This window comes from Limnoraphis robusta BA-68 BA1 (assembly GCF_034932365.1).
Lineage (GTDB): Bacteria > Cyanobacteriota > Cyanobacteriia > Cyanobacteriales > Microcoleaceae > Capilliphycus > Capilliphycus robustus.
Genome location: NZ_JAYGHR010000030.1, coordinates 1 through 13,709, shown reverse-complemented (window position 1 = coordinate 13,709; position 13,709 = coordinate 1). Strand labels below are relative to the sequence as shown.

Genomic DNA, 13,709 nt, shown 5'->3' with positions numbered 1-13,709 from the left:
TTTTGATTTCTTATTCCCCCCTTTTTAAGGGGGGCTAGGGGGGATCAAAAACCCAAAAACATGAGTAGCAAACATTGAAGTATTTCATACAATTTTGTTAGTTAAAAAGTTTGTTTTTAATCTCAGACCATCGAAAATTCTTTATTTTTTCTGGCTGATCATAGAAATATTCTTCTAAATAGGGTTCAATTTCCATCGTCCAAATATCCTCAATGTTATTTTCCAAATCATCAACTAAGAAAAAGGAAATCCCCAGTTCGTGATGCGGATCATCAATTGTTTTATTCAAATCTGTTAGAATATCGATTAATTTCTCAATATAAATACTGTCTAGCAAAAGGTAATTACGCAATACATCATAATTTGGAGAAAGCGTAATAAAAGAAAAGCGGCGACGAAGTGCGTGGTCAACCAAAGCAATAGAACGGTCAGCAGTGTTCATGGTTCCAATAATGTAAACATTTGAGGGAATTCCAAAGGGTTCATTACTCCCCGCTAAACAAATTTTTTCACGTCGATATTCCAACAAATACATCAACTCTCCAAACACCTGAGATAAATTCGCCCGATTAATTTCGTCAATAATAAGAATACAAGTTCCTTTACAGGATTCTGCTTTTTTACAAAACTCAAGAAATCGACCCGGAACCATTGAATAGGTTAGCTGTCCGTCTTGTGTCTGAGGACGAATTCCTTGCAGAAAGTCTTCGTAGGTATAGGCGGGATGAAACTGAACCAATTCAGAAAAACCGTCGTTACCTCCTATTAAATGTTTAGCGATTTGTTTGGCGATGAATGTTTTTCCTGTTCCGGGCGGCCCTTGAAATATTACCTGTTTTTTTCTGTTAATTATTTTTACCCATCTTCCTAGTTCTTCTTCTTCAAAACCTGTACTATCAGCACATTGACTTAGACTATATAAAGGCTCTAAATTGAGATATTTACAGATGCCAGGAATAGGATCGTCGGTCATATATATTAACATTAGAGGTAACATTTTTTGAAAAGTTTTATCCAAGTAATATATAAATTCATCGACTGACATACGACAGGCTTCTTCAATGCCTATTTCAATTTCAGAATGATAAGCCTCTGGATCAATATCATCATAAATTTCAAGAGAATTTAGTTCTTTAATAAAAAAATATTTGATCATTCCCTCGCCGTGAGGCCTCCAATCATTAAACTCTATGTCATTCTTTAAATTCTTTAAATCTCCTATTCTGCCTGGGTTATCTAAATTAACAATTTTTGCTTTAATTTGCAATGATTTAGGCGTTAATTCAATAAAAAAATCACAATTAATATCACTTTCTTTAGTATTGAGTTTAGAAATTAGAATTCCCCACTGAATGATATGATCATTCTTTATATGAAGTTCAGACGTAAATTTACGCACTCTAAAATTTGGAAATTTTTGGAAATTTTTGTCAAGAAAAACAGCAGCAATCTCTATGATATTTTGTAGAGTTGACGCAATCTTTCCAAAATGTTTTATTCGTGATAATTCGGAGAAAACCTTACGATTATAACACCATGAGTCATTTATTTCTGGATGTTTATCTATAAAATTAGGTAAATTTTCAAATATCTCCTTAGTGAAAAGATATTCTTCTTGTTTCTCACTCATTTTAATCTCAATCCTTGTGAATACTTCCTTCAACAGTTAACTCATTAACCATTGTACTCTCAAAACAGTAGCGATAAAGCAGAATTAGAGAGATTGATAGGAGTCTATTAAAAATGCGATCGCAATGCTATAATTTACACAGATTGATTCAAAAAAAGTTAGTATATTTTCTGATTCCATATGGAACGCTCAAAACTGGTTGCCTATCTCACAGGTGCAATTTCTGTGATTTTAGCCCTGGCTTATCTGCTGTTAGTCTCTCTGCTAGACTTCCGAGGTGAGATGATTCCAGCGCCTCAAGATCCTTTAGTAATCTCACCTCAGATGCAGGTTTTGCAGTTTCTCTACTCTGGGTTTACTGAACGATTTTAGTTGCCTTAATCATGTGATAAGCAATCAATAATTGGGTGATCGCTAATGGATAACTTTGTAGAATTTCTCCTGTAGTTCCGGTGAGTTTACCCAGTTCTTGATTTCCCACACTACAAAAATCTTTTAAGTGTGGAAATTCATCACAAAATAGCATCTCTAACGCATTCACCTGTTCAAGCGTTGCATGACTATCAACTTCCAAAACATCCACAGGTTTACCCATATCTCGATCCAATCCTAAACGCACTGCTGAGAGCGGATAGCGAGCGCTTTGATCAAGAATTTCTGTAAAATTGGGATGAGGAATAGTGGGGCGCAAAACCAAACGCACATTCAAATTTGAACTGTTTGTATTGCCATTTTCCGCCGGATAAAATGTAACCACCACATCCGCCCACTTGCGTTGAGGACGAATAAACGCTTCTGAGTCGGGTTCCCGTTGGACAAGGGCGGCGATCACCTCTTCTTCGGTGTAGCTTCGCTTCATAGTATCTCGCTTAATTTTCCACTGAGTCCGCAGAGACTCCGGTGGGGCGAGATACACCCGAACATCGTAGCAGTCACGGGCGCCACGAGTCGAATAACCGAGTAACCCTTCGACAATCACAAAACGACTGGGCTTGACATACTCAGGTGCTTCAAATGTTCCGGTATGATGGCTGTAAATCGGTTTGAGAATGGGTTGTCCGGTTCGCAGTAGAGTCAAATGCTGCTGCATAATATCAAGATAGTTCGCATCGGGATGCAGTGCAGTCACTCCTAAAGCCTTGCGTTGTTGACGATCATAGCGATGGTAGTCATCTGTACAGATCACCGTCACATTTTCTGGCCCGACAACTTGAGCGATTCCCCGCGTTAGAGTGGTTTTTCCTGCGGCGCTATCCCCAACAATACCTAAAATAATTGGACGATGGCTCATCTTTTTTTGCCAAACGGTAGCCTATTGTGATCATTCTATGGGGGAATGCAGGCCAAATCAAGTCCCAAAAAGAGCGGGTGACATTTTTAGCAAGATTTCCGTCAAATTCAGGGATCTAAAACTCCATGCGATACTGTCGCCAAGCCGCTCTAACTAAGCGAATTTCATCATAACTATATTGCTCGGCTAAATAGTCATAAATAATCTGAAGCCCTGTATCTCCAAGAGTGTCAATCGCACGAATAATTATTTGTTGGCGTTCCAATGAAACCAAACGATTAATATCAACCGCTTGGTTCATACTAATTAACTTGAGCAAATGCTCAACCACAGCACTCGCCGACAAATTCCGATGATGGGAGATCTCTTCAATACTCAACCCTTGCTGATGCAATTGTAGAGTATACATTTGGCTATCTGTTGATGAACCGTAATTTTGAATCATACATTTTTATGGAGGAGGTGCTGCTTCCACAGAAAGACCTTGTTCTTCACAATAGTTGCGAATCGTATTAACAAATCGTTCTCCGTAGCGACTCAACTTATGATTTCCTACGCCCGAAATCTCTAATAAAGCCTCAAGCGTTACCGGACGTTGTTGTGCCATTAATCTCAGTGTAGAATCCGGAAAAACCATATAAGGGGGAATAAATTGTTCATCTGCGATTGTTTTACGAAGTTGACGCAAATGTTCAAATAACATTTCCACTTCAGCCGCCAATGAACGAGTTTGAATGTCTAAGTTTCGCTTTTGAGGAATCGCAATTTCAACTCGACGCTGACGCTGCATCACTTCCCAACTCAGGGAGTTTAGTTTCAAGATACCATAACCATCGATTGTACGGTCAACTAACCCTTGATGAATTAGCGATCGCCCTAAGCCTTTCCACTCATCAACTGTCTTATCTTTGCCGATCCCATAGGTTGAGAGTTTATCATGTCCTCGTTCAATAATTTTTTGACTTTTCGACCCTCGTAGAATATCAATAATATAGCTGATTCCGTATTTTTCTTTACATCGGGCGATACAGGACAAAAACTTCATCGCCTCAATCGTCCAATCTTCTAGGGGCTTACTTTCGCGGCAATTATCACATTGACCACAATCTCCCGGAAATGGCTCCCCAAAATAACCTAAAATAATTCGATTTCGACATTCGGTTGACTCCGCATAATCAATCATTTGTCGAAGTTGCTGACGACTCATTCGTTGTTCGTCGGGCTGAGGTTTTTGAGCGATAAAATATTCGATTGTTTTAATATCACTTCCTGACCAAAACAGAATACATTTAGCCGGATCACTATCTCGTCCAGCCCGTCCAGCTTCTTGATAATAGCTTTCTAAAGTTCGCGATAAATCATAATGAACCACAAAGCGAACATCGGGTTTATTAATTCCCATTCCAAAAGCTATTGTGGCGATCATCACTTGTACATCATCTCGAATAAAACGAGTTTGATTTTCTTGACGTTCTTGATCGGGTAATCCGCCATGATAGGGTAAACAAGATATTCCTTTGTCTCGCAATTTAAAAGCTAAATATTCAACCCGTTTTCGAGTCAGACAATACACAATTCCTGAACTATCTGCTTGCTGAATAATCTTCACCAGTTGGTTAAAACTTTGGGTCGATTTCGGAACCACTTCATAAGATAGATTAGGACGCAGAAAACTCGCTAAATGAATTGAAGGCTGTTTTAAGGCAAGCTGTTCAATAATATCCTGGCGAACTCTTTGGGTGGCTGTAGCTGTTAATGCCATCATCGGAATCTGAGGATAACGCTGTCGCAACCGTTGAAGTTGTCGATATTCCGGCCGAAAATCATGCCCCCATTCTGAAACACAATGGGCTTCATCAATGGCAAAAGCCGAGATCCCAACTTGAGTATTTACTAGGTCTAAAAAAGATAAAAATCGCTCGCCTAAAACCCGTTCAGGGGCAACATAAAGCAGTTTAATTCGACCTTTGAGAATGGATGCTTCCCGCGATCGCACTTCCTCGGCTAATAGGGTACTATTAAGAAACGTTGCGGCAATGCCATTATCCTCGAGGGCAATGACTTGATCCTGCATCAAAGCAATCAGGGGCGACACCACGACTGTTACCCCGGGTTTGAGGAGTGCGGGTAACTGAAAACAGAGAGATTTTCCGCCTCCTGTGGGCATGACAATCAGCAAATCTTGCTTCTGGAGGGCTTGTTCGATGATTTCACGTTGTCCCGGGCGGAAAGAGTCATAACCAAAAAAGTGCTTGAGGGACTGTTCGAGAGATTGGGGCTGGGCGAAAGAGGATACAGATAGCCCTGACATTGATTTTTAGGAGATAGATGGACTTCTTTATTATTTTAGAAAAATGCGTTCCCCTTCGCTTCAATCTCGCTACAATATCCATTGACCTGAAAAATGTTACATTTTAATACGAACTACATGGAGAGAATTGATTAGCGATCGCCCAAATAAGATTTAAGGGGGAAACGTGGGCAACCTCTGAATGATAGCATCCCTCACCAACAGATTTCCAAATCCTATCAAAATAAGGGGTACACAGATGATTCAGTCTTCGATTCAGCAAGCTGATATTTTAATTGTTGATGATACTCCTGAAAATTTACGACTGCTCTCCTCTATGTTAGAGGAAAAAGGCTATAAAGTTCGCAAAGCCACCAATGGTAAACAAGCACTGAAAGCGATAGAAGCGCTCGCTCCTGATTTGATTCTACTGGATATTATGATGCCCGAAATGAGCGGCTATCAAATTGCTCAATATCTCAAAGGTTTACCCAAAACTCACGATATTCCGATTATTTTTCTGAGTGCGCTTAATGATACGATGGATAAAGTCATGGCTTTTGATGTGGGTGGCGTTGACTATATTACAAAACCCTTTCAAGTTCAAGAAGTTTTAGTTCGTGTTAGAACTCAGATTACGTTGCGGGAACAGCAAAAACAACTAATTGAACAAAACAAACAACTTCAAAAAGAAATTAAAGAACGCCAAAAAATTGAGTCTGCATTACGAGTTTATATTCATGCTGTTTCTCACGATTTGCGAAATCCCGTAACCGGAATGTTAATCGTTTTGAAGAACTTATTAACCTTAGAATCCTCCCCAAAACTAACAGTTCCTCGAAATATTGTAGAACAAATGGCGAATAGTTGCGATCGCCAACTCAATCTGATTAACTCTTTAGTTGAAACCAGCGATATTAGTTTAGAAGGAATTTCCCTGCATTGTCAACCCTTAGACTTGATCCCTTTTACCCAACAACTGATCGCCGAATGGCAGCCTTTTTTTGACAAAAATCGGGTTAACTTTCAGGAAAAAATCCCCTCTGTTTTACCTTTAGTTCAAGCCGACTCTACTCAACTTTGGCGGGTTTTTGACAACTTATTTTCTAATGCTATCAAATATAATCCCCCCGGATTAACGTTAACGCTTTCTGCGGAAGTCATCACCGACAAGAAGGCTAAAAAGAAAACTGAAAACTGGGTAAAATACACCATTTCAGATGATGGCGTTGGAATCAATTCAGAAGATTCAAAAGAACTCTTTGAACTCTACAAACGAGGTAAAAATGTGGGTAAAATTAAAGGATTAGGTTTAGGTTTGTATTTGTGTCAGCAAATTATTAACGCTCATGGGGGTAAAATAGGCGTTATTGCTAACGAAAATTCGGGCGCGTCCTTTTGGTTTACGTTACCTGTATTAAAACCCGAAGATTCTTAGATGCTCGTTAAAAAGAAAACGTTGTTCTTAACGTCCCAATCACGATATCATCATTGCGGCTATCTTGGTTGGGATTTGTAATAAAAATTATCCCCGGAGTAATGGAAATTTTATCATTTACCGGGTAGCGATAAAACGCTTCTAAATGCCAAGATTGATCATTAGGAAACTCTATTTTTAAGTCTCTCGGCGCATCAATATCATTCAAATAGGGTTCTCTCCCAATAACAATCCCGCCCAAACTTCCCTCTTTAAACAAATCCGGTAATCCTAATGTTACCGCAAAATTCCAAATTTGACCATCCCCAATATTAATCACTCTCGCATCCGTATATCCTCCCCAACCACTTAATACGATTTTACGATTTATTCGCCATGAAACTTGTACCCCATAGGAATTACTAACCACTCCTGACGCAATTCTTCCGGGATTAATTCCCTCACTTAAGCCTAAAATTGAGTTGGCAATTCCACTCCCAGTTACACCATTAATTGCATTTCCATTAATATTACCTCTATTTTTGTCAACTACTAAACCATTTCTTAAACCATTATCAAAGCCAAAATTTCCCGGTGTTGAATAAGCATGATTATAAGTAAAAGCCAACTGTAAATTATCTCTCGGCGTTACTGTAATTTGGGCTAACGTTGCGTAATCTCCATTAAACAAACCATTTCCTTGACTCGCATCTCCCGCACTCGCAGACAGATAACCCACAGACACAGAAGTTGACCCAAAAATTCCATTTAAAAATTGTTCATTAAATCGATAATGTAAACCCATTCCGCGACCCCCTCCAATGCGATAAATTGGGTTGCGTTGACCAAAGGTACTTAAGCTTCCATTTCCGCCATCTCTATCATCTAAATAAGGATTAACTGTCGGAACAAAATCATCCCAAGTGACACCTTTTGCGGCTAATATTAACTGAAGTTGATTGGTAATTGGAAACTGATAATATAATCGCTCTAATTCAACTTTACTATCCGTATCACCGCGAAAATTAAAGGTTTGTGTTCCTTGACGAGTAAACCCCAAATCAAACGGTTGAGCGTTTCCCATTTGAAGGCGAGTTAGGAGTAAATCTTCACCTGTAAAACTGGTGTTAAAATTCAAACGAACTCGATTTTGAAAGACGGTTTGATTGCGGTTTTCTTCGGTTCCTTGAAAGGCGATATCATCTCCCCAAGCATCTGTTATCGCAAAAATTCCTTCTCCCGTGAGTTTAGTTGTGGTAGAAAATTGATTAGCGACTAAAACCTCAGTCCGTTCTTCTAAGCGGCTAACTTGACCTCGAAGTAAACTTAATTCTGCTGCAAATTCATTTTGTAAACGTTGTAAAGCAATGAATTCATTTTCAGTTAAACTATCTTCGACTGCGGCGTTTAACAACTCGTTAATTCGTTCAACACAAGCATTTAAACCGGCTGCAAATTCATAGCGCGTTAACGAACGATTTCCTTTGAATGTACCATCTGGATAACCTGCAATACAGCCAAACCGTTCCACTAAAGATTGTAAGGCTTGAAACGCCCAGTCTGTGGGTTGAACATCAGACAGTTGAGAAACCGATGTGACTTGACTGGATGAGGTGTTTTTGCGTCCTTCTTGACTGTAACGTTGGAGTTGTTCTAAAGTAGATTGAGATGCAATATTATCTGAATTGTTATCTGAATATTCAGCTAAAACGGAACTAGAACTAAAGCCTAAAAATACAGGAGATGACCAGAATACTAACAAAAATCGAGTGACTTTGCAAAATGATACAGGGTTTTGATACCATCTAATTCCCTTGTCCGCCTTCATCCTGTACTCCTTATTTGTTAAAGCGTATAATTTTATTTCATCATCATATCTACACCCTGAACTTCAAGAGTTGAACTGGATTTGATACCCGTATTTTATAACCCTATTCTACGCCAGTTTCATTACCACATCTAAACTATGTCCTATCACTTGATAAACTTGACGTTTCTCAAACAGTTCTAAAATATCAGGGTTCACTTTATTTTGATCGGCTTCTTTTCGGAGAATTTTTAACGCCGTGACGGTTGGTAATGCGTGTTTATAGGGCTTATCTCCGGCTGTTAACGCATCATAAATATCCGCAATTGCCATGATTTGAGCCTGAATGGGAATTTTCTCTTGTTTTAATCCCAAAGGATAGCCAGTCCCATCTAGTTTTTCGTGGTGTCCATAGGCAATTTGAGGAACATTTTGTAGATCTTTTGTCCAGGGAATTTTCTCAAGAAACTTATAGGTATGGGTGACATGAGACTCGATTACTAACCGTTCATTCTGCGTGAGATTTCCCTGTTTAACTAACAATTGTTTCATTTCTTCGGGAGTAATTAATGGTTGGGTTTCCCCGTTGAGATCCCGATAAACAATCTCAGTTAATTCGGAGAGTCTTTTTAGCGGTTCTTCTTCTGTGACTTGAGGTTCATTCGCCTGTAATAATAAATTCCAGTAATCCGTTAATTGCTGGAGTTCCTGGTTTAAATTGGCTTCTAACTGTTCAATTTTCTGATGAACTGAACTTTCGGAATGAGTCTGTTTTTCATTTTGCAGCAAGAGTTCACATTTGGCCTGAGTGCATTCCCATTCTAAAGTCCGTCGTGCTAAAGTAAAGCGTTGACGTAGGACTTCTAACTGATGAGGATACAACTTTTTAGACTTCGTTAAAATCGCTTCAGGAATACCAATTTTGCCAAAATCATGCAATAATGCAGCATAACGAATTTCTTGAATTTGGCGATCGCTAAATGTGATATCCGCGAGTGAGCCTGTTGTCGCCGTATTCACTTCTTCCGCTAAACGAACCGTTAGTTGCGCCACCCGTTCAGAATGACCAAAGGTGCTGGGATCTCGCTGTTCAATCACTTGAACTGAAGCCTTGACAAATCCTTCAAAAAGATATTCAATACTCTCTTGTAGATGGTTGCGTTCGATGGAAATTGCCGCTTGAGAGGCTAGACTTCGCAAAATCCGTTCTTCCCATTCCCCATAGGATTGAGTCATTTCTAGGGTATTTTCAGGAACCAGCGTGACATCCGGTCTAATTTTGCGGTTAATTAACTGAAGTACCCCGATAGTTTCCCCCTGGCGGTTTTGCATGGGAAGAACCAACACCGAACGAGTTCGATAGCTAATATCGCGATCAAAACTACTATCGAGGCGATAGGACTTGTCTGGCGGTAACTGATAAGCATCAGGGATGTTTAACGTTTCACCCGTCAAGGCGACGTATCCCGCCAAACTTCTCTCAGTCAGGGGAATGGCAAACTCACGAAAGGACACATTCGGAAGCGAGACGTTTTGAGCGACTTTAAACAGTAATTTCGGGGTATTGTCGCTATTGTCTACGAGATACACACTTCCTGCATCACTATAAGTAATTTCCCGACTTTTACTTAAAATCAAGTTGAGTAGACTACTCAAGCTCTGTGTACTCGACAAGGATGCGCCGATATCTAATAGCTTTTCAATTAACTCTGCTTGTTCGGCTAACTCTTTTAAATATTCTGGATTTTGAAAAATCATAGGGGTCGTAGATGCTGAAAGACTGCAACACTACTGCTATCGAAAACTGATATAACACGGGTTCTACCCGTATTAATGCTTCGTTCCTGCTTCTTCCAGACTATACTGGGTTTCATAGGGTGTCGGCACTTCCTATTCCACAGGCTCAAACCGAATAGCCTTCGGCGAAACGTTCTAAATTCTGACTCGCATTATAGTCACGATCTTTGACTTCACCGCAAGCCTGACAGTTGAAAACTCGTTCTTTCAGTGCTATTTGTTGAACGTGACCGCAGTTTGAACAGGTTTTAGTTGACGGGTAAAATCTATAGCAGAAATCAGGAGACACCGAGACAGGAGACAGAATTGAAACCTTTATCATAAAAGGATTTGACAGAAAAACAGTGTCCTAATCAACTCTTTCTCTGCTATATAGCGCAAAAACTACAACTGAGCCGTACCACGAGGATTTATACTCAACTTGGCGGCGAATTTCAGAAAAAGCCGAATCGGCAATAGCACCCGCTAATTTATGATTTTTCAACATCCCAGAAACATTCAAGTCTTCTAACCCGATGACCGCGTGGTTTTTGCATAGCCATGAGGTTAGTTTGTGAATTGTATCTTTGCGAATGTTGACAATTCTTTGATGAGCTACCGTGTTGTACCATAAATCGTCTACTAAGTTACTTCTCTTAAACTATTATCGGTTATTTCTGACCAAGTGTAGAGACCTTGCAGACAACATCTCTACTCATCTAGATTTTAACCCAAATAAGAGAAAACCCCACTGGAACTTTTTTTGAACCTCCCCCACTAATCAAGTTCTAGTGGGGGCATTCTTTGCACATTTTAGGTAAAGCGATTCTAGCGGGTTCAAGTTTTCGAGTCCAACCGCCGATTTACTTCAGACTCGAAATTTGCTTCGCCATTGCAAAATCTTTCTCCGTTAAACCACCCGCATCGTGAGTTGTTAAACTAATGGTCACTTTGTTGTAGGAAATTGCAATATCCGGGTGATGTCCAGCCGCTTCCGCAGGTTCGATCAACTTGTTCACAAAATCCATTGCGGCGACAAAATCCTTAAACTTGATCACTTGCTTTAATTGTTTTCCCTCAACCTTCCAGTCTGGAACTTGAGCCGCCCTTTCTTGGACTTGAGTTTCGTTCAATACTTCAGCCATCTTCAACCCCCTCTCTATTTGATGGTGAGGAGTAATATTCCCCTCAAAAAACTATCCGCTCTCATCCACAGATAGCTTTAGCAATTGCCTTAGCGTTAATAGGATGAGAGCGGTCTAGCGGGTCATCTGATTTGGAACCTGACTGCCGGAAGAACTCTTTAGAGCAGCCACTCCATCTTGAACATTAAATGCTCTAGACGGAAACTAGCTTGACTCTAGTAGTCAGCTCCGGCACGCAGCCGGCATTTTCCAATCAGGTGACCCATGCGTTTACTACTGTCTGTCATGGGCATCACCTCCTTGTTCCCTGTACGGTTTGTTAATTTCGTTAACGCTAGCTAGCATAACACACAGTCTAGGTTTTTGTGCAACCCCTTTTGCAAAAAAAGTCCTGAAATGCCTATTGGGTAAGGAAATCAGGCTAACCGTGTCTCCGGAGGTTTACCTCTCTAACCTCAGTCGTTTTGGCCTTATGTCTCAAGTTCCGGGCTAGTTCTTGGAGCTAACTCGGGCTAAAACCTCTTCCATTTCCGACAGTTCAACGGCTCCCGAGAAGGTTTCACCGTTGATTACGAAAAAGGGTGTTCCAGATATCCCCAAAGCTTGAGCAAGTTCGAGATCTTTTTGAATAGAGGCTTGGGCTTCTGAACTTTGGCGATCGCGATTAAACTGTTCTAAGTCGAGATTTAAAGTAGTAGCAATCTGGACGTACAAATCTTCACCCAATTTTTCTTGTTGGCTAAACAGAGCATCTTGATATTGCCAAAATTTCCCCTGTTGTTGAGCCGCCCAAGAGGCTTTTGCTGCCGGGAGAGCTTCCGAATGGATTTGACTGAGGGGCAGGTGCTTATAAACCAGCGTCACTTGTCCCTGATGCTTATCCATAAACTGTTTAATGGTTTGATGAGCGCGGGCGCAGAAGGGACATTGAAAGTCGGAAAACTCTAACAGGACAATCTGCTGACTGGATGCTCCGGTCGTTGGAGAACTGCCAATAATAGCAGACGGATTGGTTTTCATCTGTTCGAGGAAGGACTGCCGAGAACTTTGGAGATTTTCTTGCTGTTGCTGTTGGTAAGCCTGTACAGACTCCAAAATGGCTTTGGGGTTATTACGAATCACTTGAATAACCTGTTGTTCAAATTCTGGACTGACGTTGGCTGTTTTAGCGGACTCCCCTGGTTTTGAGCAACCTCCCAAAGTCAAGCCGACGGCTAAAATTGTTGTCAGTAGCCACAGCCTTAACTGACGGTATTGCTGCCAACCTGTCGAGATTTCCATAACGCTTTTTACCTTCATCTATGACAAACACAAATCTACGCAACACTTTTACCTTAAACCTTAAGTTGCAGGTTTGTGTGTCGCGTAGAATTCGTTCAAGTTTTTAAAGGTTTTGAGGAAATTGATTAAACTGCAACCTTCGATGGAAGATAACCCAATTCCTCTAATTTATTCATCACCTTAGCTATACTCTCCGATAACTCTTCGAGATCGGTTCGACATTCAACTTCTGGGTTGAGGGGCGGTTCGTAAGGATCATCAATACCTGTAAACTGTTTAATTTCTCCAGCTCTGGCTCGTTTGTACAAGCCTTTGACATCCCGTTCTTCGCAAGTTGCTAAGGGAGCGTTTACAAAAACTTCTACGAAGTCCCCAATCGTTTGGCGAACCTCTTCGCGAACTTGTCGATAAGGAGAAATCGCTGAGACTAAGACAATAACACCGTTGCGGGTGAGAAGATTGGCTACAAATCCGATCCGACGGATGTTAATGTCTCTGTCTTCTTTACTAAAACCCAAACCTTTGGTTAGGTTTTCCCGCACCACATCGCCATCTAAAATCTCAAGCTGGCATTCTTGTGAGCGTAATTCCTCGGCTACTGCACGGGTAATTGTGGTTTTTCCGGCACCACTTAAACCTGTGAACCACACTGTTACACCTCGGCGCTGCATCAATTTTATTTCTCCTGCTAAGTGACAACTAAACAAAGAATTGATTATCGAATCATCTCAAATGAGACTTGACTTGGACTGACGACATTTCTCTGAAATCAATGACACCCCTATCAACTCATACCGTTGCGATCACGTTCAGAAGGCGTGGGATCAACTCCATGAGTTGTAAATTTCTTCTTCTCCCATACTACTCGCATCTAGCTACAGATGCAAAGTCTGTCTGTCGAAAGGGTGAAAACTGACTGGAAAGGTAGAGCGTATAGGGTGCTGATTGACATCCTCACCGCCGTGAACGGACGGTGATTCCATCTATTTAAGCAGATCAAAAATTGATAGCTGCTTAAATTCTGGCGGGTTAGCGCTTCTTTGGGTGCTGCTATCCTGAGATAGTCTTACGC

Annotated in this window: 9 protein-coding genes and 2 pseudogenes; 2 read left to right on the top strand and 9 right to left on the bottom strand. The window is 40.6% G+C overall.

Annotated features, from left to right (window positions below; all coding sequences use genetic code 11):
• Positions 1–97 precede the first annotated feature (97 nt).
• Positions 98–1,630 (bottom strand): McrB family protein, encoded by a 1,533-nt coding sequence (locus tag VB836_RS11840; RefSeq protein WP_323219512.1) that lies wholly within the window; start codon positions 1,628–1,630, stop codon positions 98–100.
• Positions 1,631–1,810: 180 nt separating this feature from the next.
• On the opposite strand from VB836_RS11840, the gene VB836_RS11835 reads away from it, so the two are divergent.
• Positions 1,811–2,002: a hypothetical protein gene (locus tag VB836_RS11835; RefSeq protein ID WP_046282236.1), complete on the top strand. Its 192-nt coding sequence runs from the start codon at positions 1,811–1,813 to the stop codon at positions 2,000–2,002.
• Here VB836_RS11835 and VB836_RS11830 read toward each other — a convergent pair.
• Both VB836_RS11830 and recQ read right to left on the bottom strand, forming a co-directional pair.
• Complete coding sequence (locus tag VB836_RS11830) at positions 1,986–2,921, bottom strand: phosphoribulokinase (RefSeq protein ID WP_323219511.1); 936 nt, start codon at positions 2,919–2,921, stop codon at positions 1,986–1,988. The two genes, VB836_RS11835 and VB836_RS11830, sit on opposite strands and share 17 nt — an antisense overlap.
• A 115-nt stretch (positions 2,922–3,036) precedes the next feature.
• A pseudogene (gene recQ / locus VB836_RS11825) lies at positions 3,037–5,232 on the bottom strand (DNA helicase RecQ).
• A 238-nt stretch (positions 5,233–5,470) separates the two neighbouring features.
• Between recQ and VB836_RS11820 the strand changes: the two are divergent.
• Positions 5,471–6,649, top strand: a complete 1,179-nt coding sequence (locus tag VB836_RS11820; protein WP_323219510.1) for a hybrid sensor histidine kinase/response regulator — start codon at positions 5,471–5,473, stop codon at positions 6,647–6,649.
• 7 nt (positions 6,650–6,656) lie between these two features.
• On the opposite strand, the gene VB836_RS11815 is transcribed toward VB836_RS11820, so the two are convergent.
• The 6 genes and pseudogenes from VB836_RS11815 to cysC all read right to left on the bottom strand — a co-directional run bounded on the left by VB836_RS11815 (position 6,657) and on the right by cysC (position 13,308).
• Positions 6,657–8,456, bottom strand: a complete 1,800-nt coding sequence (locus VB836_RS11815) for an iron uptake porin (RefSeq protein ID WP_323219509.1) — start codon at positions 8,454–8,456, stop codon at positions 6,657–6,659.
• 108 nt (positions 8,457–8,564) lie between these two features.
• The gene (locus tag VB836_RS11810; protein ID WP_323219508.1) at positions 8,565–10,193 is read right to left on the bottom strand and encodes an HD-GYP domain-containing protein; all 1,629 of its coding nucleotides are present in this window, start codon (positions 10,191–10,193) and stop codon (positions 8,565–8,567) included.
• A 145-nt stretch (positions 10,194–10,338) separates the two neighbouring features.
• Positions 10,339–10,824: pseudogene (locus tag VB836_RS30350) on the bottom strand (RNA-guided endonuclease InsQ/TnpB family protein); the annotation flags it as partial.
• A gap of 250 nt (positions 10,825–11,074) precedes the next feature.
• Positions 11,075–11,356 carry a 4a-hydroxytetrahydrobiopterin dehydratase gene (locus VB836_RS11795; protein WP_046280320.1) on the bottom strand — a complete coding sequence of 94 codons (282 nt, stop codon included), beginning with the start codon at positions 11,354–11,356 and terminating at the stop codon, positions 11,075–11,077.
• A 489-nt stretch (positions 11,357–11,845) separates the two neighbouring features.
• Positions 11,846–12,637, bottom strand: a complete 792-nt coding sequence (locus VB836_RS11790; RefSeq protein WP_323219507.1) for a DsbA family protein — start codon at positions 12,635–12,637, stop codon at positions 11,846–11,848.
• A gap of 125 nt (positions 12,638–12,762) precedes the next feature.
• Positions 12,763–13,308 (bottom strand): adenylyl-sulfate kinase, encoded by a 546-nt coding sequence (gene cysC, locus VB836_RS11785; RefSeq protein WP_046282232.1) that lies wholly within the window; start codon positions 13,306–13,308, stop codon positions 12,763–12,765.
• Positions 13,309–13,709 lie beyond the last annotated feature (401 nt).